This is a genomic window from Pelomonas sp. Root405 (assembly GCF_001425165.1).
GTDB lineage: Bacteria > Pseudomonadota > Gammaproteobacteria > Burkholderiales > Burkholderiaceae_C > Pelomonas.
In genome coordinates this window covers 268,014-289,116 of record NZ_LMDU01000013.1, presented here as the reverse complement: position 1 = coordinate 289,116, position 21,103 = coordinate 268,014, and the positions used below count along the sequence as shown (strand labels likewise).

At 66.3% G+C, this 21,103-nt stretch carries 24 protein-coding genes; 14 read left to right on the top strand and 10 right to left on the bottom strand.

The genetic code is table 11. The features are described 5' to 3' along the window. Positions 1–3 precede the first annotated feature (3 nt). The 9 genes from ASC81_RS17325 to ASC81_RS17285 all read left to right on the top strand — a co-directional run bounded on the left by ASC81_RS17325 (position 4) and on the right by ASC81_RS17285 (position 7,043). Positions 4–237, top strand: a complete 234-nt coding sequence (locus ASC81_RS17325) for a ferredoxin family protein (RefSeq protein WP_056269581.1) — start codon at positions 4–6, stop codon at positions 235–237. A gap of 2 nt (positions 238–239) precedes the next feature. Beyond that, the gene (locus tag ASC81_RS17320; protein WP_200946889.1) at positions 240–1,196 is read left to right on the top strand and encodes a HEAT repeat domain-containing protein; all 957 of its coding nucleotides are present in this window, start codon (positions 240–242) and stop codon (positions 1,194–1,196) included. Continuing rightward, a complete protein-coding gene (fdxA, locus tag ASC81_RS17315; RefSeq protein ID WP_056269575.1) occupies positions 1,193–1,531 on the top strand; it encodes a ferredoxin FdxA in 339 nt (112 codons plus the stop codon). The genes ASC81_RS17320 and fdxA overlap by 4 nt, the downstream gene beginning before the upstream one ends. Before the next feature lie 153 nt (positions 1,532–1,684). Then, the gene (locus tag ASC81_RS17310) at positions 1,685–3,088 is read left to right on the top strand and encodes an ABC transporter substrate-binding protein (RefSeq protein ID WP_235533691.1); all 1,404 of its coding nucleotides are present in this window, start codon (positions 1,685–1,687) and stop codon (positions 3,086–3,088) included. A 5-nt stretch (positions 3,089–3,093) separates the two neighbouring features. After that, complete coding sequence (locus ASC81_RS17305; protein ID WP_082536598.1) at positions 3,094–4,026, top strand: ABC transporter permease; 933 nt, start codon at positions 3,094–3,096, stop codon at positions 4,024–4,026. A gap of 5 nt (positions 4,027–4,031) precedes the next feature. Further along, entirely contained in the window at positions 4,032–4,892 is an 861-nt protein-coding gene (locus ASC81_RS17300) for an ABC transporter ATP-binding protein (RefSeq protein ID WP_200946886.1), read from the top strand. 8 nt (positions 4,893–4,900) lie between these two features. Then, complete coding sequence (locus tag ASC81_RS17295; RefSeq protein WP_056269567.1) at positions 4,901–5,206, top strand: DUF971 domain-containing protein; 306 nt, start codon at positions 4,901–4,903, stop codon at positions 5,204–5,206. Between the two features lie 5 nt (positions 5,207–5,211). Next, positions 5,212–5,985 carry a ferredoxin--NADP reductase gene (locus ASC81_RS17290; protein ID WP_056269563.1) on the top strand — a complete coding sequence of 258 codons (774 nt, stop codon included), beginning with the start codon at positions 5,212–5,214 and terminating at the stop codon, positions 5,983–5,985. After that, on the top strand, positions 5,985–7,043 hold the full coding sequence (locus tag ASC81_RS17285) for a YeiH family protein (RefSeq protein WP_056269559.1): 1,059 nt from the start codon (positions 5,985–5,987) through the stop codon (positions 7,041–7,043). The genes ASC81_RS17290 and ASC81_RS17285 overlap by 1 nt, the downstream gene beginning before the upstream one ends. A 13-nt stretch (positions 7,044–7,056) precedes the next feature. Here ASC81_RS17285 and ASC81_RS17280 read toward each other — a convergent pair whose 3' ends face one another. Both ASC81_RS17280 and ASC81_RS17275 read right to left on the bottom strand, forming a co-directional pair. Beyond that, a complete protein-coding gene (locus ASC81_RS17280; protein WP_156392201.1) occupies positions 7,057–7,899 on the bottom strand; it encodes a J domain-containing protein in 843 nt (280 codons plus the stop codon). 86 nt (positions 7,900–7,985) lie between these two features. Beyond that, on the bottom strand, positions 7,986–10,154 hold the full coding sequence (locus tag ASC81_RS17275) for a sodium-translocating pyrophosphatase (RefSeq protein ID WP_056269553.1): 2,169 nt from the start codon (positions 10,152–10,154) through the stop codon (positions 7,986–7,988). 161 nt (positions 10,155–10,315) lie between these two features. Here ASC81_RS17275 and ppa point away from each other — a divergent pair, with 161 nt between their 5' ends. After that, complete coding sequence (gene ppa / locus ASC81_RS17270) at positions 10,316–10,846, top strand: inorganic diphosphatase (RefSeq protein WP_056269550.1); 531 nt, start codon at positions 10,316–10,318, stop codon at positions 10,844–10,846. Positions 10,847–10,946: 100 nt separating this feature from the next. After that, positions 10,947–11,528, top strand: coding sequence for an acyloxyacyl hydrolase (locus tag ASC81_RS26640; protein WP_082536597.1), 582 nt, complete (start codon positions 10,947–10,949; stop codon positions 11,526–11,528). Here ASC81_RS26640 and ASC81_RS17260 read toward each other — a convergent pair. Beyond that, positions 11,525–12,700, bottom strand: a complete 1,176-nt coding sequence (locus ASC81_RS17260; RefSeq protein WP_056269545.1) for a GNAT family N-acetyltransferase — start codon at positions 12,698–12,700, stop codon at positions 11,525–11,527. The two genes, ASC81_RS26640 and ASC81_RS17260, sit on opposite strands and share 4 nt — an antisense overlap. Between ASC81_RS17260 and ASC81_RS17255 the strand changes: the two genes are divergently transcribed. Next, positions 12,699–14,372, top strand: a complete 1,674-nt coding sequence (locus ASC81_RS17255; protein WP_056269542.1) for an NAD+ synthase — start codon at positions 12,699–12,701, stop codon at positions 14,370–14,372. The two genes, ASC81_RS17260 and ASC81_RS17255, sit on opposite strands and share 2 nt — an antisense overlap. Before the next feature lie 28 nt (positions 14,373–14,400). Beyond that, on the top strand, positions 14,401–14,739 hold the full coding sequence (locus ASC81_RS17250) for a P-II family nitrogen regulator (RefSeq protein WP_056198291.1): 339 nt from the start codon (positions 14,401–14,403) through the stop codon (positions 14,737–14,739). A 7-nt stretch (positions 14,740–14,746) separates the two neighbouring features. Here the strand turns inward: ASC81_RS17250 and ASC81_RS17245 are convergent, their stop codons facing one another. From ASC81_RS17245 to ASC81_RS17215, 7 genes are all read right to left on the bottom strand, one after another. Further along, on the bottom strand, positions 14,747–15,358 hold the full coding sequence (locus tag ASC81_RS17245) for a LysE family translocator (RefSeq protein WP_056269540.1): 612 nt from the start codon (positions 15,356–15,358) through the stop codon (positions 14,747–14,749). A 65-nt stretch (positions 15,359–15,423) separates the two neighbouring features. Continuing rightward, the gene (locus ASC81_RS17240; protein ID WP_056269537.1) at positions 15,424–16,212 is read right to left on the bottom strand and encodes an AraC family transcriptional regulator; all 789 of its coding nucleotides are present in this window, start codon (positions 16,210–16,212) and stop codon (positions 15,424–15,426) included. Between the two features lie 28 nt (positions 16,213–16,240). Further along, positions 16,241–16,618, bottom strand: coding sequence for a diacylglycerol kinase (locus ASC81_RS17235; RefSeq protein ID WP_056269535.1), 378 nt, complete (start codon positions 16,616–16,618; stop codon positions 16,241–16,243). Beyond that, on the bottom strand, positions 16,615–17,118 hold the full coding sequence (locus tag ASC81_RS17230; RefSeq protein WP_056269532.1) for an RDD family protein: 504 nt from the start codon (positions 17,116–17,118) through the stop codon (positions 16,615–16,617). Before ASC81_RS17230 ends, ASC81_RS17235 begins: the two co-directional genes overlap by 4 nt. Next, the gene (locus ASC81_RS17225) at positions 17,115–17,936 is read right to left on the bottom strand and encodes a DUF3106 domain-containing protein (protein WP_056269529.1); all 822 of its coding nucleotides are present in this window, start codon (positions 17,934–17,936) and stop codon (positions 17,115–17,117) included. Before ASC81_RS17225 ends, ASC81_RS17230 begins: the two co-directional genes overlap by 4 nt. A gap of 10 nt (positions 17,937–17,946) precedes the next feature. Continuing rightward, on the bottom strand, positions 17,947–18,417 hold the full coding sequence (locus ASC81_RS17220; protein WP_056269526.1) for a DUF3619 family protein: 471 nt from the start codon (positions 18,415–18,417) through the stop codon (positions 17,947–17,949). Beyond that, positions 18,414–18,980, bottom strand: a complete 567-nt coding sequence (locus ASC81_RS17215) for an RNA polymerase sigma factor (RefSeq protein WP_056269523.1) — start codon at positions 18,978–18,980, stop codon at positions 18,414–18,416. The genes ASC81_RS17220 and ASC81_RS17215 overlap by 4 nt, the downstream gene beginning before the upstream one ends. Positions 18,981–19,208: 228 nt before the next feature. On the opposite strand from ASC81_RS17215, the gene ASC81_RS17210 reads away from it, so the two are divergent. Beyond that, positions 19,209–20,993: an acetolactate synthase 3 catalytic subunit gene (locus ASC81_RS17210; RefSeq protein ID WP_056269519.1), complete on the top strand. Its 1,785-nt coding sequence runs from the start codon at positions 19,209–19,211 to the stop codon at positions 20,991–20,993. The last annotated feature ends 110 nt before the right edge of the window (positions 20,994–21,103 follow it).

The following is a 21,103-nucleotide window of genomic DNA, read 5'->3' as shown; positions in this document are numbered from 1 at the left end:
GCCATGACCATTGCCATCACCCGCACCCAGGCGCCCGTCGTCATCGACGAGGACAAATGCATCGCCGACAAGGGCTGCACCGTCTGCGTCGACGTCTGCCCACTCGACGTGCTGGCCATCGACCTGACCAAGAACAAGGCGTTCATGAAGTTCGATGAATGCTGGTACTGCATGCCCTGCGAGAAGGACTGCCCCACCGGCGCGGTGCGCGTCGATATCCCCTACCTGGTGAGGTGAACATGCTGGCTACATCCATCCATGACCGCCTGCGCCACGAGGACGCGGGCGTGCGCCGCATCGCCGTCATCGACCTGCCCTACACCGACGAGGAAGATGACATCGCGCCGCTGCTGATAGCCGCGCTGTCGGACGCCGACGCCACCGTGCGGCTCGAAGCCGCCAAGGCGCTGGAAGGCTTCGAGGAGCCCGAGGTGCTCGCCGCCATTGCGCCGCTGCTGAAGGACGAGGACGCCGGCGTGCGCGCGGCCGTCGCCTACACGCTGGCGGAGCTGAAGGACCCAGCCTCGGCCATAGCCTTGCTGCCCTACCTTGGCGATGCCGATCCGGAAGTGCAGGCCGCCGCGCTGCAGGCCGTGAAGGCCTTGCGCGTGGACGCCGCCTTCGACCCGGCCCTGGCGGCGCTCGCGCATGCCGAGGCCAGGGTGCGCCGCGCGGCCGTCAGCGTGCTGGGCTATCTGAAGAAGCCCCAGGCCATCTCCGCACTCACCGAAGTGGCTGCGCATGACGGCGACGCCGAGGTGCGCCGCGTCGCCGTCGGCGCGCTGAGCTTCGCCAACGATGCCGATGTCAGCGTGCACCCTGCGCTCAGCCGCGCACTGGCCGACCCGGTGTGGCAGGTGCGCGAGGAGGCCGCGACGACCTTCGCCAAGACGGGCTCCATCCTCGGCGTGCCCAACCTCGTACGCGCCATGGACGACGAGTTCTGGCAGGTGCGCGTGAAGGCCGCCCGCAGCCTGGGCAAGCTCAAGGCGCGCGATGGCGTGATGGCGCTGGTGGAGGCGCTGATCCACCCGGTCAGCAACCTGCGCAAGGAGGCCGTCATCGCGCTGGGCGAGATCGGTGACCCGCGCGCCATCACGCCGCTGGAGCGCACGCTGCGCGACCCCGATCCGGACGTGCGCAAGCTCTCGAAGCTCGCGCTGACCACCATTCAGATGAATGGGGGTGCGGCATGACCTTCGTCGTCACCGAGGCTTGCATCCGCTGCAAGTACACCGACTGCGTCGCCGCCTGCCCGGTGGAGTGCTTCCACGAAGGCCCAGACTTTCTCGTCATTGACCCCGAGGTGTGCATCGACTGTGGCGTCTGCGTACCCGAGTGCCCGGTCGAGGCCATCTTCGACGAGAAGGACTTGCCCGCCGATCAGCGCGAATACGTCGAGTTGAACCGCCGGCTGGCCGCGCAATGGCCGCTCATCACAGCCGCCCAGGATCCTCTGCCCGATGCCGAGCACTGGGCCAGCCAGACGAACAAGCGTGCGCTGCTGACCGAAAGCGCCGAACAGGTTTGAGACATCCCAGGTGGAGCCACCGCGCCAGGCACTGATCTTGCGCAACGGCTTCTTGAACGTGAATCGACTGCCCAGGAGATTGAGATGAGAAACCCCACGCTCTCGCATGTTCCCGCCGCCCTTCTGCGGTGCCTCACCGGCCTTGTGCTCGGCATGACCCTTCTGCAGGCACAGGCCGCCAAGGAGGTGGTGATCATCGGCATCGGCACGCAGAACACCACCACCAACACCGTCACCGGCGGCGTGGTGCTCAAGGAGATGAAGCTGCTCGAGAAGCACCTGCCCAAGACGGGCAAGTACGCCAACATCGAGTGGAAGCTCGACTGGCAGAACTTCACCTCCGGCCCGCCCGTCACCAACGGCATGATCGCCGGCAAGCTGCAGATCGGCATGATGGGCGACTACCCGCTGCTGGTGAACGGCGCGACCGGCCAGCAGAACAAGGGCAACGAGACGCAGCTGATCGCCGTCATCGCTTATAACGCCTTCGGCTCGGGCAATGGCGTGGTGGTGCACAAGGACAGCCCCTACTACGAGCTGGCCGACCTGAAGGGCAAGGTTGTCTCGGTGCCCTTCGGCTCGGCCGCTCACGGGATGATGCTGCAGGCCATGCAGGAGCGTGGCTGGCCGGCCGACTACTGGAACCTGGTCAGCCAGAGCCCCGAGGTGGGCACGACCAACCTGCAGGAAAAGAAGATCGACGCGCATGGGGACTTCGTGCCGTTTGCCGACCTGTTGCCGCACCGCGGCTTCGCCCGCAAGATCTTCGACGGCGCGCAAACCAAGGTGCCGACCTTCCACGGCGTCGTCGTGCGCAAGGCCTTCGCCGACAAGTACCCCGAGGCGGTGGTGGCCTACATCAAGGCGCTGATGGAGGCCAACGACTGGGTGCGCAAGGACCCCAAGCTCGCGGCCACCAAGATCGAGGAATGGACCAAGATCGAGAAGGAGGTGGCCTACCTCTACCTGGGCCCGGGCGGCATCCACACGCTGGATCCGAGCATCAAGCCGCGTTGGGTCGAGACCATCAAGATCGCCCATGGCGTGCTGTCCAAGCTGGGCCGGGTCAAGGAGTTCGACATCGCCGCCTGGGTCAATGAGACCTATGTGCGCGAGGCCTTCAAGCAGCGCGGCCAGGACTATGAGGCGCAGAAGCAGACCCTGGCCAACTACGACATCGCCGGCAACGACCCGATCTGCAAGACGCCCGTCACGCGGCCCAAGGACGCCGGCGAAATTTGGCTGTCGAGCGGCGAGATCGTCGTGCTCAGTTCGCCCGCCTGCCTGCTGGCCGGCGTGAAGTTCTACGAGGCGGCCGGCAAGAAAGTCAGCGTGGCCTATCTGTATGACAAGGAGCTGGGCATCAAGGTGGTCGCCGACAAGGCCTTCTACGCGGTCGACGCCAGCAACCCCAAGGCGCCGCTGGCTGTGCCCTTCTTGCTCAAGAAGGACGCCGAGGCCTACGCCGCCAAGGGCAACGGCAAGCTCGCCACGTTCGCGGAGGCCCTGGGCCAGGCCACCGCCACCGTCGTCGCCAGCACCGCCAGCGCGAAGTGACGGCCATGAGCGCGCTGCCCCACCTCGACACCTATGCGCCGCTGGCTGCAGCGGCGCCTCCCAAGCCGACGCTGCCGGCCCATGTCGGCCAGGGCGTGACGCCGTTGCCCCTGCCGCCGCCGGCCGCCGCTATGCCCAGTCTGTGGCAGCGCTTCTGGCAGGGCCGCGGCGCCACGGCGCTGATGGGTGCCATCTCCATCGCCAGCATGTTGCTGTTCTGGCAACTGGCCACGCACTACAAGCTCGACGCCTACGTCCGCTTCAACAACATCCCGACGCCGGCGGAGGTGCTGGAGAAGGTGGTGGAGGTCAACGCCAGCCCGAAGTTCGTCACCAACATCGGTATCAGCGTGCGGCGCATCCTGCTGGGCTTCCTGGTGGCCACGGTGCTTGGCGTGGGCCTGGGCGTGGTGATCGGGCGCTATCGGCTGGCGCGCGCATTGACCATGCCGGCGCTGGAGGTGCTGCGCCCCATCCCAGCCATCGCCTGGGTCCCCATGTCCATCATGCTGTGGCCCGACAACGAGGTGAGCATCGTCTTCATCACCTTCCTGGGTGCCTTCTTTCCCATCCTGCTCAATACCGTGCACGGCGTGGAGGCCATCGACCCCGTGCTGCTGCGTGCGGCCCGCACGCTGGGGGCCGGCGAGACCAGCCTGCTGCGCCATGTCGTGGTGCCCGGCGCGCTGCCGCACATCTTCACGGGCCTGGCGGTGGGCATGGGCGTGGCGTGGGTGTCGCTGATCGCCGCCGAGATGATCTCGGGCCAGTTCGGCATCGGCTACTTCACCTGGGAGGCCTACTCGCTGATCAGCTACGCCGAGATCGCGCTCGGCATGATCACCATCGGCGTGCTGGGCCTGCTGTGCAGCGGCGCGATCCGCTTGCTGGCGAAGCTCGCCATGCCCTGGCAGGCCCACTCAACCGGAGCACCCTGATGGACATGAGCGTCGCATCCCATGGCCGCGTCGACGTGCGCGACCTGCACATCCGCTTCCAGAGCAAGGGCCAGGACTTCGAGGCCGTTCGCTCCGCCAACGTCCACGTGCGCCCCGGCGAGTTCGTGTCGTTGATCGGCCCGTCCGGCTGCGGCAAGTCGACGCTGCTGAACGCGGTGGCCGGCTTTCTCAAGCCCACCGGCGGCCAGGTGCTGCTGGACGGCCAGCGCATCACCGGCCCGGGCTCCGACCGCGGCGTGGTGTTTCAGCAGTACTCGCTGTTTCCGTGGATGACGGTGCGCGCGAACGTCGAGTTCGGTCTGCGCATGAAGGGCGCCACCGCCAACGAGCGGCAGGCGCAGGCGCGCACGCTGCTGGGTCTGGCCGGGCTGCTCGCGTTCGAGAACCACTACCCTGACCAGCTCTCCGGCGGCATGAAGCAGCGCGTGGGCATCGTGCGGGCGCTGGCCACCAGCCCGCAAGTGCTGCTGATGGACGAGCCCTTCGGTGCGCTGGACTCGCAGACCCGCGTGGTGATGCAGGAGATCCTGACCAACATGTGGCAGCGCCTGCGCATCTCGGTGCTGTTCATCACGCACGACATCGAGGAAGCGGTGTTCCTGTCCGATCGCATTTACGTGATGACGGCGCGGCCCGGCCGCATCAAGGCCGAGCTGGACGTGCCGCTGCCCCGGCCGCGCACTGCAGCGATGACGTCCGAGCCCGAGTTCGCCGCCATGGTCAAGCAGATCAAGGGACTGATCCGCGAGGAGAGCATCGCCGCCATGGGCGGCGAGCTGAGCGAGGGCGGCCTCGTGGGCCTGAGCACCGAGGTCGGCCCGCAAGGCGTCGGCCACCTCGTCTAGGAACCGCCATGCCCCTCTACACCGACACGGTGCCCACCCAGCTGGTGTGGCATCAGGCCAGCGGCATGCTCGAACTGGGCTGGGCCGACGGCCGTGAGGCCTACTTCACGGCGCCGCAACTGCGCTCGGCCTGCAAATGCTCGGCCTGCGAGAAGCGCCGCCGCGATGGCCATCCGCTGGCTGCGCCCACCGACACCGCGCTGACCGGCATCGAGCCCGTCGGCGAGACCGGCGTGCAGCTGCTCTTCAGCGATGGCCACGACCGCGGCATCTATCCCTGGCCCTATCTCCACCAACTCGCCCTGGAGGCTTGAGCACCATGAGCGTTCTCTTCGATGCCGAGGTGCTGGACGTCCGCCACTGGACTGACCGGCAGTTCTCCTTCACCTGCACCCGCGACCCGGCCTTTCGCTTCCAGAGCGGCCAGTTCACGATGCTCGGGCTGATCGTCGACGGCAAGCCGCTGTTGCGCGCCTACAGCGTCGTCAGCCCGCACTGGGAGGAAACGCTGGAGTTCCTCAGCATCAAGGTGCCCGACGGCCCGCTGACGTCGCGGCTGCAGCACATCCAGGCCGGCGACAAGATCCAGATCGGCCGCAAGGCCTCCGGAACGCTGCTGACGCAGAACCTGCTGCCCGGCCGCCACCTCTACCTGCTGTCCACCGGCACGGGCCTGGCACCCTTCATGGCCATGGTGCGCGACCCCGAGGTCTACGAGCAGTACGAGAAGGTCATCCTCGTGCACGGCTGCCGGCAGGTGGCGGAGCTGGCTTATGAAGACGTCATCACGCGCGAGCTGCCCGACAACGAATACTTCGGCGACCAGGTGCGCGAGAAGCTCCTCTACTACCCCACCGTCACCCGCGAGCCCTTCCGCAACCAGGGCCGCATCCCAACGCTGATGCAGAGCGGCAAACTGGCCCAGGATCTCGGCCTGCCGCCGCTGTGCATCGAGAACGACCGCTTCATGCTGTGCGGCAGCCCGGAGATGCTGCGCGACACCCGCGCGCTGTTCGACGTCATGGGCATGACCGAGGGCAATATGAGCCACCCCGGCCACTTCGTCATCGAGCGCGCCTTTGTAGAAAAGTGATGTTGGCCCGCACAGCCCTCCTGGACGCCCCGGGCCAGGCCTTTCGCCGCGTCTGGCCGGGCTGGGCCACCTGCGTGCTGATCGCGCTGGCTGCGTCCTTCGTGGCGGCGCTGCACCAGGGCCCGCCCATGTTGTACGCGCTTCTGTTCGGCGCGGCGCTGCACAGCCACAACCCGCAAGACCGCACGGCGGCCGGCGTGGACTTCTGCAGCCGCACCGTGCTGCGCCTGGGCGTGGGCCTGCTGGGTGCGCGCATCGCCTGGGAGCAAGTGGCGGCGCTGGGTTGGCCGACCGTGCTCATCGTGCTGGGCATGGTGGCCAGCACGCTGCTGTGCGGCTGGTGGGGCGCCAAGGCCTTGCGCCTGCCCTGGGCCGTGGGCGTGCTGGCGGGCGGCGCCACGGCCATCTGCGGCGCGTCGGCGGCACTGGCCATCGGTGCCGTGCTGCCGCAGGCGCGTGACGGCGACACGCCCAACGAACGCCACGCCGTCATCGTTGCCGTGATGGCCACTTTGCTGTCGACGGCGGCCATGGTGGCCTACCCGCTGATCGCGCTGCAGCTGGGCCTGTCGCCCGGCGCCGCAGGCCTGTTTCTTGGAGGCAGCATCCACGACGTGGCGCAGGTGGTGGTGGCCGGCTATTCGGTTTCGCCCGCTGCCGGCGATGCGGCCTCGTTGGTCAAGCTGCTGCGAGTCAGCCTGCTGATCGTGGTCGTGCTGGGGGTGTCCATGGCGTTCGGCCCGCCGGCCCGCGAGCCCGCCGCGCAGCGGCTCCCCGTGGTGAGGCGGCTGGGCGGACTGATGCCGGGCTTCCTGTGGCTATTCATCGCGCTGGCCGCGATCAACTCGCTGGGCTGGCTTCAGGGGCTGCACGAGCCACTGAACACCACCTCCCGCGCCTGCCTGATGCTGGGCGTGGCGGGGCTGGGCATGAAGACATCCTTCCCCCACCTGGCCAGCGCCGGCTGGCGGCTGGTGCTGCTGATGCTGGCCACGAGTGCATGGCTGGCCAGCGTTGCGCTTGGCGCAGCCTGGTTGCTGGACGGCGGCCCGCACTGAGCGGGCGCAGCGTTCAACGGCCTGTCACACGCTGATAGCGCTTGCGAAGAAAGTCGGCCGCCAAGCTGGCGTCACCGCCGACACGTTCGCCGATGTAGAGCTCCTGGCGGCGCTCCGCGATCTGGGCGCGCAACCGCGCGGCCATGATGTCCAGCGGGCGCATGCCCCCGGCCTCGGCGCGCTCAATCGCGATGCGCAATTGATGCATCTGCAGTGAATGCAGCAGGGCGGTCTGCGCCTGCACGATGCGGATGCGGCCCTGCACCAGGTGCTCACACAGGCCCAGCCAGGCGCGCACGGCGTCGGCGGGGCCGCCGATGACCTTCTCAGGTGCTTCACCGGCCGCCAGCAGCATGGTCTCCAGCTTGTGCCGGTCGCCACTCGCATAGGCGTCGTTGACGATCATCATGCGCTGCTCGCAGACCTCGCGCTCGGGGCCGTGTGGGGCCAGGTCGGGGTGGAAGCGCATGGCGGCGCGGCGGTACAGCGTCTTCAGGCTGGGTGGCGGCAGGTCCATCGTGGGGCCGACCGGCTCGGGCGGCAGCGGTGTCGCGCTGGGCAATGCGGCAATGTCGGGCCAGGCCTTGGCGGCGGGCGTTGCCGGCAGCGGCGCCTCAACACCCTGGCGCCGCAGCGCATCGGACAGCAGGGCTGTGGCCTGGTGCAACTGGGCTTCGAGCTCGTCGAGCTCGCGCATCAGCGGGCCCAGCGCTTCGAGGTAGCGCTGGCGAAAGCCGAGCAGTTTGGCGCGAGCACCGTCGTGGTCGGCCTCCAGCACGGCTAGATAGCGCTGCAGGTCCTGCAGTTGCTCGCGTCGCCGCGTCAGTTCGTGCCTCGTGATCGCCATGCTCGCCATGAGCTGCGATTCTGCCGTGGGCCAGATGTGCAAACGGCCCGAGAAGTGTGATTTCTCGGGCCGTCATACCGGGGACTTCCCCGGGGCTACTGTGAAGCCGCCGAGGCCGGCATCTCGGCCATGCTGGCAGCCGGCGCCATCACTGAGGCCTGCGTCGGTGCGGGCGCGGGCGCCGTGCTGCTCGCGGGTATGGGCAGCAGCGGCACGATCAGCAGGGCCACGATGTTGATGATCTTGATCAGCGGGTTCACGGCCGGGCCGGCGGTGTCCTTGTAGGGATCACCCACGGTGTCGCCCGTGACAGCGGCCTTGTGCGCCTCCGAGCCCTTCTTGTGCAGCACCCCGTTGCTGTCGGTGAAGCCTTCCTCGATCAGCTTCTTCGCGTTGTCCCAGGCGCCGCCGCCCGTGCACATCGAGATGCCGACGAAGAGGCCGGTGACGATGGTGCCCATCAGCAGGCCGCCGAGCGCCGCCGGGCCGAGGATCAACCCGACCAGGATAGGCGCCACCACCGGCAGCAGCGACGGCACGATCATTTCCTTGATGGCCGCCGTGGTCAGCATGTCGACCGCCGCGCTGTAGTCTGGCTTGCGCTTGCCGGCCATGATGGCGCCGTCGGCGAACTGCTTGCGCACCTCCACGACGACGGCACCAGCCGCGCGACCCACCGCCTCCATCGCCATCGCAGCGAACAGGAAGGGGATCAGGCCGCCGAGGAAGAGGCCCAGGATGACCTTGTGGTCGGACAGCGAGAAAACCTCGTGCATGCCGCGCGCTTCCAGCGCATGCGTGTAGTCGGCAAACAGCACCAGTGCCGCCAGGCCGGCCGACCCGATGGCATAGCCCTTGGTGACGGCCTTGGTGGTGTTGCCCACGGCGTCCAGCGGGTCGGTGACGTCGCGCACGCTCTCGGGCAGCTCGGCCATCTCGGCGATACCGCCTGCGTTGTCGGTGATCGGCCCGTAAGCGTCCAGCGCCACGACGATGCCGGCCATGCTCAGCATCGAAGTCGCCGCGACGGCGATGCCATAGAGGCCCGCCAGCGCAAAGGCAGCGTAGATGGCGGCGCAGACGAACAGGACCGGCCAGGCTGTCGACTTCATCGACACGCCCAGGCCAGCGATGACGTTGGTGCCATGTCCGGTGGTCGAGGCCTGCGCCACGTGCTGCACCGGGTGGTACTGGGTGCCGGTGTAGTACTCCGTGATCCACACCATGGCGGCAGTCAACACCAGGCCGACAGTGCAGGCGCCGAACAGCGCCATGGCATTGGTCGTGCCGCCGCCGGTCAGCTCGATGGTGCCCGGGAACATGGCTCTCGTGACGAAGAAGAAGGCGATCAGGCTCAGCACGCCGGCCACGATCAGGCCCTTGTACAGAGCCGGCATCACGTTCTTCATGCCGGGGCTGGCCTTGACGAAGTAGCAGCCGACGATGGACGCGAGGATGGATACACCGCCGAGTGCCAGCGGGTAGACGACGCCGGCCAGCGCGCTGCTGCCAGTGATCATCAGCGCCCCGAGCGCCATCGCGGCGATCAGCGTCACGGCGTAAGTTTCGAACAGGTCGGCCGCCATGCCGGCGCAGTCGCCGACGTTGTCACCGACGTTGTCTGCGATAACGGCTGGATTGCGCGGATCGTCTTCTGGGATCCCGGCCTCGACCTTGCCCACCAGGTCGGCGCCGACGTCAGCGCCCTTGGTGAAGATGCCGCCGCCCAGGCGCGCAAAGATGGAGATCAGCGACGAGCCGAAGGCTAGGCCGAGCATGGGCTTGAGGGCCGTGCTGTCGTGCCCGCCGCCGATGGCGAGATAGAAGCCGCCGACGCCCAGCAGGCCAAGTCCCACGACCAGCATGCCGGTGATGGCACCGCCCTTGAATGCAACGTCCAGCGCCGGGCCGATGCCCTTGGACGCGGCCTGTGCGGTGCGCACATTGGCGCGCACGGAGATGTTCATACCGATGAAGCCGCAGATGCCCGAAAGCAGCGCGCCAATGACAAAGCCGATGGCTGTCGTCATGCCAAGTCCCGGCACCACCGCAATGGCGATGGCCAGCACGACGCCGACCATGCCGATAGTGCGGTACTGCCTGCCGAGGTAGGCGGCGGCACCTTGCTGGATCGCCGCGGCGATCTCCTGCATGCGGGCATTGCCCGCGTCTTGGCTCAGGATCCAGCTTCGTTGGATGAAGCCATAGAGAACGGCCGCGAGGCCGCAGGCCAGCGCGAAATACAGCGCCATTTCCGTCGACATGTATGAGTCTCCTGTTTAGCGTGTCAGCTGAGGCCCGTGCGCGACTGCTGGCGGGCTTTGCGCGGCGGAGCTTACGGGCCGCCTTGACACGCCGGTTGCGCGTTTACCAGCGATGTTCGGGAAACCTAGAATGCGGGTTTTCCATCACACAAAAAACGACCATGAGCCTGCACAACGTGACCCCCGGCGCCAAGGTGCCCGACGAGTTCAACGTCATCATCGAGATCCCGATGAATGCCGACCCGATCAAGTACGAGGTTGACAAGGAAAGCGGTGCGATCTTCGTCGACCGCTTCCTGACGACGCCTATGTACTACCCGTGCAACTATGGGTACATCCCCAGGACGCTGGCGGATGACGGTGACCCGGTGGATGTGCTGGTCATCACCCCCTTCGCGCTGACGCCGGGTGTCGTGGTGACTTGCCGCCCGCTGGGCGTGTTGATGATGGACGACGAGGCCGGTGGCGACGCCAAGCTGCTGGCTGTGCCCACCAGCAAGATCCTGCCGATGTACGACCACTGGCAGAAGATCGAGGACGTGAACCCGGCGCGCCTGGCAGCGATCCAGCATTTCTTCGAGCACTACAAGGACCTTGAGAAGGGCAAGTGGGTCAAGGTCAAGGGCTGGGAAGGCCCGGACAAGGCCAAATCGGAGATCACCGAGGGCATGGCGAATTACGCCAAGGTCTGACCGGCCATCTCACTACAAAAGACGCCGCTGTTGCGGCGTCTTTTCTTTCTGGGGTCGGGTAGGCAAGGGTGCGGGAGCGCCGCTTGCCGACGCGGCCGTCATGAACCATGACGCACCCTGGCTACGCGCGCGCCGCGCCTCGCGATTGAGGAAATTTCTAACGGCCAGTCTGCTTGCAAGCGCACTGGCCCCTGCGGCTGCTCAACCCGCAGAGGAGGGGGGGCTGTGGCTGTTCGGACAGGTCGGCGCGTCCGAATACGGCCGTCAACTCGCCGTCGGCCTGCAATTGCCGGGGCCGCAGAGCTGGCGTTTCGGTCGAACAGATCTGGCGGGGCATTGGGATATCTCGCTTTCGCGTTGGCGGTATCCGTCCGCCGCAGCCGGCCGGGCTGGCTGGCTGACGCAGGCGGCTGTGACGCCGACACTGCGGTGGTGGGCCTGGCGCGGTGCCTTTGTCGAGGTCGGTATCGGGGCGACGGTGACGAGCCGGGTCTACGAGACCGATGGCAAGCGCTTCTCCAGCCGCTTCAATTTCGGCAGCCACCTGGGCGCCGGCTGGTCACTGGACGACAAACGCTCGCAGGAGCTGGTCGTTCGCATCGAGCACTATTCCAACGGTGGCTTCCGACGGCCCAACCCGGGTGAGAACTTCCTGCAGGTGCGCTATGCGCACCGCTTCTAGGGCGGACCGGCCTTGTAGGGGGCGTGTTCGGCCAGTTCGTCGATGTAGCCGGCCATGGCCTCGCCCTCGCGGGCAAGGAAGTCGTTGACTGCGTCGGCGAAGGACGGATGCGCAAGCCAGTGGCTGGACGCCGTGGGCGTCGGCATCAGGCCACGCGCCATCTTGTGCTCGCCCTGCGCGCCGCCCTCGAAGCGTTGGTAGCCGTTGGCGATGCACCAGGCCAGCGGCTGGTAGTAGCAGGCATCGAAGTGCAGGCTAGCAATGTGCGCGGTCGCGCCCCAGTAGCGGCCGAAGGCGGCGCGACGTTCGGGGTCCAGCGCAATCAGCGACGTCGCGACCAGCACTTCGCCACGCCGCGCGGTGAACATCAGCCAGTGCTGCGGCATGTCGTTTGCCATGCGGGCAAAGAAGTCCCGGCTGAGATAGGGCGTGCTGTGGTGCTCGCGATAGGTCTGCTGATAGCAGCGGTAGAAGAAGTCCCAGTCCTCGGCACCGATATCCTGGCCAAGGCGGGTCTCGAAGACAACGCCGGCGTCTCGAACGCGGCGCTGCTCCTGCTGGATCTTCTTGCGCTTGTCCCGTTGCAGCCGGGCAAGGAAGCCGGAGAAGTCGGCATCGCCTTCGGCCGTCCAGTGGAACTGCACGCCGGCGCGCGGCATGCAGCCAGTGTCGGCCAGTGCGCGCTGGTCTGCTTCGTCGCCGAACAGCACATGCAGGGACGACGTCTCAGCTTCCCGGGCCAGTGCCCGCAACGCCTGGGCGAGCAACAGCCGAGCTTTGTCATCGACCGCCAGCAGCCGGCTGCCCGGCACCGGCGTGAAGGGCACGGCCACCAACAGCTTGGGGTAGTAGGCAAGGCCGTGCCGCCGGTAGGCGTCGGCCCAGGCCCAGTCGAAGACATACTCGCCATAGCTGTGCGACTTCAGGTAGGCCGGGCAGGCCGCGACAAGTTCGTCGCCCGCCCAGATCGATACGAACTGCGGCTGCCAGCCGGTCTCGGCGCTGGCGCTGCCCGATTCATGCAACGCACGCAGATAGGCCAGACGCATGAAGGGCGTCGGCCGCGCCTGTCGGGCGAGCAGCGCATCCCACGCAGCCAGAGGCAATGCCGCCGGGTCGGCATCGACCCGGATGACATAATTTTTTTCCGCCCCGCTTGAAGTGAGTCCCATGCAATCGCCGTCCGTCAAAGTTGCCCTGGCCCAGATCAATGTCGTCGTGGGCGACCTGCAGGGCAATGCGGACCGCATCATTGCCCAAGCGCGCAAGGCGCATGCGGCTGGGGTTGATCTGCTGCTGACGCCCGAACTGGCGCTGTGCGGGTATCCGCCCGAAGACCTGTTGCTGCGCCCGGCCTTCCTGGCGGCCTGTGGTGTGCAGTTGATGCGCATTGCCACCGAGCTGGCTGGCTGCGAGGGCCTGCACATCGTCGTCGGCCACCCGATGATGCGTGAGGACGGCATCGTGCGTGAACGCAGTTGGGCACTGCCACCTTGTTTGAACGCGGCGTCGGTATTGGCCGGTGGGCATCTCCAGCGCACCTACGTCAAGCGCGAGCTGCCCAACTACCAGGTCTTCGACGAGCGGCGCTACTTCTACTCCGGCCGCGATGCGGGACTGGACCCTGTCGTCTTCGAGGTTCGCGGGGTCAGGTTTGGCCTGTTGATCTGCGAAGACGCCTGGTTCGACGAGCCGGCGTTGGCGGCCAAGGCCGGCGGCGCGGACGTGCTGTGCGTCATCAACGCGTCGCCCTTCCACGTGGGCAAGCTTGAGGAGCGCGAGCAGCGCATGGCCGAGCGGGCACGTGCCTCGGGTCTGCCGCTGTTTTATGCCCACCTGGTGGGCGGACAGGATGAAGTGGTGTTCGACGGCGCCTCCTTCGCCATGCAGGCCGACGGCACGCTGGCCGCGCGCTCGCCGATGTTCGAGGAGGCGCTGACGATCATCGAAGTGGATGCGGCGAGCAAGCGCCTGAGTGGCCCCATATCACCGGCGTTGTCTTTCGAGGCCCAGGTCTGGCAGGCTCTCGTCACGGGGGTGCGCGACTATCTCGGCAAGAACGGCTTCCCGGGCGCTCTCATCGGCCTGTCGGGTGGCATCGACTCCGCGCTGGTTTTGGCGATCGCGGTTGACGCACTGGGGGCCGACAAGGTGCGCACAGTCATGATGCCGTCGCCCTACACGGCTGATATCTCATGGATCGACGCGCGAGACATGGCCGAACGTCTGGGTGTGCGCTATGACGAGCTGTCTATCGTGCCGGAGTTCGATGCCTTCAACGCGACGCTGGCCGAAGAATTCAAGGGCCTGCCGCTGGACGCGACCGAGGAGAACATCCAGGCGCGCATCCGCGGCACGCTGCTGATGGCACTGTCCAACAAGTTCGGCAGCATCGTGCTGACGACCGGCAACAAGAGCGAGATGGCCACCGGCTATTGCACGCTCTACGGCGATATGGCGGGCGGCTTCGCGGTTATCAAGGACGTCGCCAAGACCCTGGTCTTTCGCCTCGCCCGCTGGCGCAACGCGCAGGGCAAGGAGATCATTCCCGACCGCATCATCACGCGTCCACCGTCGGCTGAACTGCGTCCCGACCAGAAGGACGAAGACAGTCTGCCGCCTTACGCGGTGCTTGACGCCATATTGGCCCGCTACATGGAGCAGGACCAATCCATCGCCGAAATCGTCGCGGCGGGATTCAAGCCCGAGGATGTCGAGCGGGTTACGCACCTGATCAAGGTGAACGAATACAAGCGCCGCCAGGCGCCGGTGGGCATCCGCATCACCCACCGCGGCTTTGGTAGGGATTGGCGCTACCCCATCACCTCCAAGTTCCGTGCGTAAACTCGAAGCCAGTCAACCGGAGCCCCCCATGAAGCAGATCACCGCCATCATCAAACCCTTCAAGCTCGACGAGGTCCGCGAGGCGCTGGCCGAGGTGGGCGCTTCGGGCCTGACGGTCACCGAGGTCAAGGGTTTCGGGCGCCAGAAGGGCCACACCGAGCTCTACCGTGGCGCCGAGTACGTGGTCGATTTCCTGCCCAAGGTCAAGGTCGAGGTCGTCGTGAAGGACGACGAGGTCGACCGCTGCATCGACGCCATACTGAAGGCTGCGAAGACCGGCAAGATCGGCGACGGCAAGATCTTCGTGCTGCCGGTTGAGCAGGTCGTGCGCATCCGCACCGGCGAGACGGACGAAGCCGCCGTTTAGGCCACGTTCATCGGGGTGTCAACGCCAGCTTGGCGCCCAAGGCCACAAAGGTGGCCGCAAAGCTGCGACGCAGCCAGGCCATCACCGTCGGGCTGCCCAGCACCCGCTCACGCATGCGGGCCGCAAAGGCGCCATAGAGCGCAAAGACCCCAAAAGTCATGGCCATGAATATGGCCGATAGCTGCAGCATCGTCAGCGTCGGGGCTGCGTCGTCCTTGGCGATGAACTGCGGCAGGAAAGCCAGGAAGAACATCGACAGCTTGGGGTTGAGCAAGTTCACCAGTACCGCGTGACGAACGACTCCCCAGTCGGAGCGTTGAGATCCCTCCGCCTCGATCTTCAACACGCCCTTCTCGCGCCAGGTCATCCAGGCCAGGTAGAGCAGATAGGCCACGCCAGCGAACTTGATGACCTCGAAGGCCAGGCTGCTTGCGTGCAGCAATGCCGCCAGGCCGGTCACAGCCGCGAGCATGTGGGGCACGATGCCCAGCGTGCAGCCCAGCGCCGCGACGGTCGCCGTGCGCTTGCCGCGCGAAAGGCCGGCGGCAATGGTCACCGCAGCGCCCGTACCTGGCGAGGCGACGACCAGCAGTGAGATGGTCAGGAATTCGATGTTCATGCGGGCGCTCCAGTGAGGGGAGGCCCATGCTGCCGCCCGCACCGCGCGCCGTCTTGAACGAAATTTCAGGGGCGGGAGTAGGCGCCAGGCGTGAGTCCGAAGCTGCGCACGAAGCAGCGCGTCATATGGCTCTGGTCCGCGAACCCGCTCGCCGCTGCTGCCTCGGCCAAGGGCTGGCCGGCTCGTACCAACTGGCGTGCACGCTGCACCCGGCGTTGGAGCAGATAGGCGTGCGGCGGCAGGCCGGTCAGGCGAGTGAAGGCGCGCAGGAACTGGTAGCGGCTCAGGCCCGCCTCCGCGGCCAGATCGGTCAATGTCAGTGCCGCGCCGGGCTCGTCGTCCATGCGCTCGCGGGCAGCGATGACGTGGCCACCGGCGGCTGCGGTTTCTGGCCTTGGCTGCAGCAGAGCGGCGGTCAGCGTGAGCAGCGCTGTCTCGGCATGCAGAGCGTCGCTCCCGGCAGTTGCAGCGTCGAAGAGATCGCTGAAGCGCATCGCCAATCTGTTGTCACGGATGACCGGCGCCTTGAACTCAAAGCCTGCGCTGGGCATGACATCGCCCGCCGCAGCGATGAGCTGCGCGGGGTCGGCATAAAGCATCCGCCAGCGCCGGCCACTGGCATCGAAGGGCTTGCCGTCGTGCACCTCGCCGGGGTTGACGGTGATGAGGTCGCCCGGGCCGGCCTCGACGACGCCCCGGCCGCTGGCCGACTTCTGCGCGCCGCGTTCGATGAGGCCGATGCCGAACTGCTCGTGGGTGTGGCGACCGAAGGCGTGGGCAGAGTCGGCCACGACGGCTTCGATGCCAGCAAGGCCGCTGGGCAGGAGCTGGAAGATGCCGCGTCGGGTGCTCATGGCAGTGCCGACTGTTGCATGAATCGCGCTAGCGCAGGTGCTGCCAGACCGCCGCACCCCAGACGCCGGCAGCTAGCAGTAGCGACAGCAGCACCGCTGCGCTGGCAATGTCCTTGGAGCGCTTGGACAGGTCGTGCAGTTCGAAGGACACACGATCGATGGCCGCCTCAATGGCCGAGTTCAGCAGCTCGACGATGAGCATGATCAGCAGCGAGCCGATCAGCAGGGCGATCTGCACCCAGTCGTTGCCAAGCCAGAAGGCCAGTGGCGTGGCAATAACCATCAGCCACACCTCCTGGCGAAAGGCGCTTTCGCCGCTGTAGGCAGCATTCAGGCCTGCCAGAGAATAGCCTGCGGCATGCCTGATGCGATCCAGACCAGTGCGGCCCTTGTGCGGGTTGCTCATGCACTCAGCGGAAGTTGTGTAATGACACGCGAGCCGCAGATTGCGTCGTGCGGGAATTGCCGCTGCGGGTGCAGGCGCGCCAGTTGCGCATAGGCGACCATCCAGGCCAGGACTGCAGCGGCCAGCAGCCAGCCCTTGACGCCAAGTGTCCACAAGCTCAGGCCGGGCAAGACCCATAGCCAGCTCAATGCATAGCGTGCCAAGGCCCTGCCAATGCCAAGCGGTTGCCCGTGCAGGTCGACCACGCGCAGATGCCAGGTCTTCAAGGCCAAGGTCTGGCCGGAACGCGTCCAGAACGTCACAAAGTAGAGCGCTGGCACGCCGAAGACGAAGACATAGCCTGGCAGGCCAAACAGCGCATCTTGCTGTCGCGTCGCCACGACGTAGACGAAGCAGGCGAAGAACAGCACGCCGAAAAGCAGAACGCCTTCATAGACGAAGGCGGCGAAGCGTCTCGCCAGGCCCGGAGGTGCGGCGGTCGTGTCGACCGGTGCCGTCATGGGCGCGGGGTGGCCGAGCGCGGCGCCTTGAGCGACTTGGGCAGCAAGGTTTTGGAGTCAACCAGGGCCGGGTCTGCCACGACCTTGGACTGACCCGCCGCATGGTGGCTGGGCCGGGCCAGTCCGCGTGTGATCAGCACCGTGGTGGCACCGGGCTTGGCCTGGATCAGGCTACCGGTCACTGGCACCTGCGCGACGAGCTTGGGCGCAGCGGGCACGATGTTGGACTTGGGCAACGCCGCAATGGGTTTGTTAGGCGCACGAGCGGCCTGAGCCTGGCGGCGCGCGCGGGCTTTTTCCGCCAACGCCTGACGCTCCTCGGGCGGCAGCGCTTGGTAGGCTTCCCAGCGAGCTTGCCGTTGTTCGGCAGTCAGTTGCCTGGAGACCTGAAACCCGATGCGGGCGTTGGCGCGTTCGGAGGCGCTCAGACTTGTCCAATCGCGCATACGGTCGTGCACACGCTTGATCTCCTCGCCCGACATCGTGGCCAACGTCGGCGTGGCGCTCAGCCATTTGCTTCGTTGCGAATCCTCTATGCCGGCCCAATCGCGCTCCAACGGTGCAAGCAGCGCCTGCTGCTTCGCCGTCAGGCCACTCCACGCGGGAGGCGGTGCGCTGAGCGCCGTGGGCGCGACCGGCTTGGCCAGCGGCCGGGGTTTGCTCGCCGCAGCCGACGGGGCGGCGGCCACACTGGCGGCGGGTTCTGGCGCCACGGCGGCATCCGCTGGCTGCGCAAAAGCAGAAAACCCTGCTGCGTTGAGCAGCAGGGCCATCGACAGGCGGCAAAGGGCGGGCAGCGTCAGCGCGGCTCGGATCATGCGTGTCCGGTCATTCTTCGGCATCGCGGAGGAACTCCGCAAAGCCCGGGTCGGTGAAGGCGGACGGCGGCAAACTGTCGCTGAGCAGCGCGGTGTCGACCTCGGCGGCCGCCGCAATCTGCTCGTTGACCTGGCCTTGCTGCATCAACAGCAGTCCGGCCGCCAGCAACAGTAGGGGCAGGGCGGACAAGAGCAGGGTCCAAAGGCCGCCGTCATTTCCGGGGCTGCGCGGACCGCCGTTCAAGGCTAGGGTCGAGCCCATTTGCACCGCGTTGGGCGCGGCGCTCACCGTCGCGCTTGCAGCTGCGCGGGCTTGGCTGGCGCGAGCGACGGCCTGCTCGCGTGCGAAGCGCAGGCGTTCCGACACATCGTGGGGCAGTGCGTTGCTTCGTTCAGTCAGGCTTGCAGCAACGCGCAAGCCAAAGCGTGTGACGCGGGAATCGAGCTCGGCGGAGGGGGTGGGCAGATTGGACGACTTCATAGCGTGATTCCTTTGGCCTTGAGTGCCTTGGCCAATGCGTGCACGGCCCGCGAGCAGTGCGTTTTGACGCTGCCTTCGGAACATCCCATCACGGAAGCGGTCTCGGCAACATCCAGTTCCTCCCAGTAACGCAGCAGAAAGGCTTCTCGTTGACGTGTCGGCAATTCCTGCACCTCGGCATCAATTCGTTGCAAGATTTGCGCCCGACTGACTTCATCAGCGGCACTTAGGGCCCCCAAAGCGCCTTCCTGCGTTTCGAGCACCTCCAACAAGTCGAAATCGCCGTCCGCATCGCTGCCCTCGAAGTCGGACATGTTGCTCATGACCGCATTGCGCGTCTTCTGACGACGGAAATAGTCCATCGTCGCGTTGGACAGGATGCGCTGGAACAACGGTGGCAACTCGGCCGCAGGGCGGTCGAAATAGTTCTCGGCCAGCTTGATCATGGCGTCCTGCACGATGTCCAGGGCGGCATCGTCATCGCGAACCACGTAGGCCGTGCGCTTGAAGGCGCGACGATCCACGGTACGCAGGAAGTCGTTGAGTTCTTTGTCGGTGGCCAAGGCTGGGGCGGGTCCGGGCGGCAGCGCGGATTATGTCATTCGCCTGATACGAAGGCTCGTACCGTTTTGCTCGGCATAATGCTGCTTCGCACAAAGAGTCAATGGTCTTTCAGTGGCCGCCCGACAGGGGCACCATCGATTGATGCGCAGGTTCCAAATCCGCCTCACGAGGGCGAGAAGAGGGGCACCAATGGTTTTTCGTTAGAGAAATTCACAAAGGTTCTAAAAATGGATATGTCTGCCGCGGAAATCAAGCGCGCCGCCCTGGCGCAGCCGCAAATCTCCCCCTCCCATGCCACCGCGGAGCTCAACGGTTCCGAGATCCTCGTTCGCTGCCTGCAGGCCGAAGGGGTGCGCCATCTCTGGGGTTACCCAGGCGGCGCGGTGCTTTACATCTACGACGCTCTCTACAAGCAGGAGAGCATCCAGCACGTGCTGGTGCGCCATGAGCAGGCCGCCGTCCATGCCGCTGATGGCTTTGCCCGGGCGAGCGGCGAGGTCGGCGTGGCACTGGTCACTTCCGGCCCTGGCGTCACGAATGCCGTGACCGGCATCGCGACGGCCTACATGGACTCGATCCCGATGGTCATCATCACGGGTCAGGTTCCGACCCCGGCCATCGGCCTGGATGCCTTCCAGGAGTGCGACACAGTCGGCATCACTCGCCCCATCGTCAAGCACAACTTCCTGGTGAAGGACGTGCGCGATCTGGCGCTGACGCTGAAGAAGGCCTTCCACATTGCGCGCACTGGCCGCCCCGGCCCGGTCGTTGTCGATATCCCCAAAGACGTCTCGCTGGCCAAGACGACGTTCAGTTATCCGGACCGCATCGAGATGCGCTCCTACAACCCTGTGAAGAAGGGTCATAGCGGCCAGATCCGCAAGGCCGTGCAGCTGTTGCTGCAAGCCAAGCGGCCCTATATCTACACCGGCGGCGGCGTCATCCTGGGTGAAGCGACGGCCGAGCTGCGCCAGCTGGTCGACATGCTGGGATTTCCTTGCACCAACACGCTGATGGGTCTGGGCGCGATGCCTGGCACCGACCCACGCTTCCTGGGCATGCTCGGCATGCACGGCACCTACGAAGCCAACATGACCATGCAGCACTGCGACGTGCTGCTGGCCGTGGGCGCGCGTTTCGACGACCGTGTGATCGGCAACCCCAAGCACTTCGGCTCGGTCGAACGCAAGATCATCCACGTGGACATCGACCCTTCGTCGATCTCCAAGCGCGTGCGCGTCGACATCCCCATCGTGGGCGACGTGAAGGACGTTCTGCAAGAGCTGATCGCGCAGTTGAAGGAGGCGCAGGCCAAGCCGGATGCCAATGCCGTCAACGCCTGGTGGAGCCAGATCAACGAATGGCGGGGCCGCGACTGCCTCGCCTTCAAGGGCTCGGACGAGGTGATCAAGCCGCAGATGGTGGTCGACACCCTCTGGCAGTTGACGCGCGACCGCGACACCTACATCACGTCGGACGTCGGCCAGCACCAGATGTGGGCCGCCCAGTACTACAAGTTCGACCAGCCCCGCCGCTGGATCAACTCCGGCGGTCTGGGCACGATGGGCGTGGGCCTGCCGTATGCGATGGGCATCAAGCTCGCCAAGCCGGAGGCGGACGTGTTCTGCATCACCGGCGAGGGCAGCATCCAGATGTGCATCCAGGAGCTGTCGACCTGCTTCCAGTACAAGACGCCGGTCAAGATCGTGTCGCTGAACAACCGCTACTTGGGCATGGTGCGCCAGTGGCAGCAGTTGGACTACGGCGGCCGCTATTCACACAGCTACATGGACGCGCTGCCCGACTTCGTGAAACTTGCCGAGGCCTATGGCCACGTCGGTATCCTGGTCGAGAAGCCGAGCGACGTGGAGCCTGCGCTGAAGGAGGCGATGCGCCTCAAGGATCGCACCGTCTTCCTGGACATCCGCACCGATCCGACCGAGAACGTCTGGCCCATGGTCAAGGCGGGCAAGGGCATTTCAGAGATGCTGCTGGGGTCGGAAGACCTGTGAGCGCCTGAAGCCGCGAGTTCTGGCCGGCGTTACCGCGCCAGCCGGAGCTCACGGCGGAGGCTGCAATCAGTCCGATACCTGTAGCAATTCCCGTTAACTCGAACCCGCAG

Coding starts and splice junctions, on each gene's coding strand:
- ASC81_RS17285 (WP_056269559.1), top strand. CDS start 5,985: ATGTTGGCCCGCACAGCCCTCCTGGACGCCCCGGGCCAGGCCTTTCGC.
- ASC81_RS17255 (WP_056269542.1), top strand. CDS start 12,699: ATGCAATCGCCGTCCGTCAAAGTTGCCCTGGCCCAGATCAATGTCGTC.
- ppa (WP_056269550.1), top strand. CDS start 10,316: ATGAGCCTGCACAACGTGACCCCCGGCGCCAAGGTGCCCGACGAGTTC.
- ASC81_RS17225 (WP_056269529.1), bottom strand. CDS start 17,936: ATGATCCGAGCCGCGCTGACGCTGCCCGCCCTTTGCCGCCTGTCGATG.
- ASC81_RS17220 (WP_056269526.1), bottom strand. CDS start 18,417: ATGAAGTCGTCCAATCTGCCCACCCCCTCCGCCGAGCTCGATTCCCGC.
- ASC81_RS17275 (WP_056269553.1), bottom strand. CDS start 10,154: ATGTCGACGGAAATGGCGCTGTATTTCGCGCTGGCCTGCGGCCTCGCG.
- ASC81_RS17230 (WP_056269532.1), bottom strand. CDS start 17,118: ATGACGGCACCGGTCGACACGACCGCCGCACCTCCGGGCCTGGCGAGA.
- ASC81_RS17295 (WP_056269567.1), top strand. CDS start 4,901: ATGCCCCTCTACACCGACACGGTGCCCACCCAGCTGGTGTGGCATCAG.
- ASC81_RS17310 (WP_235533691.1), top strand. CDS start 1,685: ATGACCCTTCTGCAGGCACAGGCCGCCAAGGAGGTGGTGATCATCGGC.
- ASC81_RS17300 (WP_200946886.1), top strand. CDS start 4,032: ATGAGCGTCGCATCCCATGGCCGCGTCGACGTGCGCGACCTGCACATC.
- ASC81_RS17260 (WP_056269545.1), bottom strand. CDS start 12,700: ATGGGACTCACTTCAAGCGGGGCGGAAAAAAATTATGTCATCCGGGTC.
- ASC81_RS17305 (WP_082536598.1), top strand. CDS start 3,094: ATGAGCGCGCTGCCCCACCTCGACACCTATGCGCCGCTGGCTGCAGCG.
- ASC81_RS17325 (WP_056269581.1), top strand. CDS start 4: ATGACCATTGCCATCACCCGCACCCAGGCGCCCGTCGTCATCGACGAG.
- ASC81_RS17290 (WP_056269563.1), top strand. CDS start 5,212: ATGAGCGTTCTCTTCGATGCCGAGGTGCTGGACGTCCGCCACTGGACT.
- ASC81_RS17235 (WP_056269535.1), bottom strand. CDS start 16,618: ATGAGCAACCCGCACAAGGGCCGCACTGGTCTGGATCGCATCAGGCAT.
- fdxA (WP_056269575.1), top strand. CDS start 1,193: ATGACCTTCGTCGTCACCGAGGCTTGCATCCGCTGCAAGTACACCGAC.
- ASC81_RS26640 (WP_082536597.1), top strand. CDS start 10,947: ATGAACCATGACGCACCCTGGCTACGCGCGCGCCGCGCCTCGCGATTG.
- ASC81_RS17250 (WP_056198291.1), top strand. CDS start 14,401: ATGAAGCAGATCACCGCCATCATCAAACCCTTCAAGCTCGACGAGGTC.
- ASC81_RS17245 (WP_056269540.1), bottom strand. CDS start 15,358: ATGAACATCGAATTCCTGACCATCTCACTGCTGGTCGTCGCCTCGCCA.
- ASC81_RS17210 (WP_056269519.1), top strand. CDS start 19,209: ATGGATATGTCTGCCGCGGAAATCAAGCGCGCCGCCCTGGCGCAGCCG.
- ASC81_RS17320 (WP_200946889.1), top strand. CDS start 240: ATGCTGGCTACATCCATCCATGACCGCCTGCGCCACGAGGACGCGGGC.
- ASC81_RS17280 (WP_156392201.1), bottom strand. CDS start 7,899: ATGGCGAGCATGGCGATCACGAGGCACGAACTGACGCGGCGACGCGAG.
- ASC81_RS17240 (WP_056269537.1), bottom strand. CDS start 16,212: ATGAGCACCCGACGCGGCATCTTCCAGCTCCTGCCCAGCGGCCTTGCT.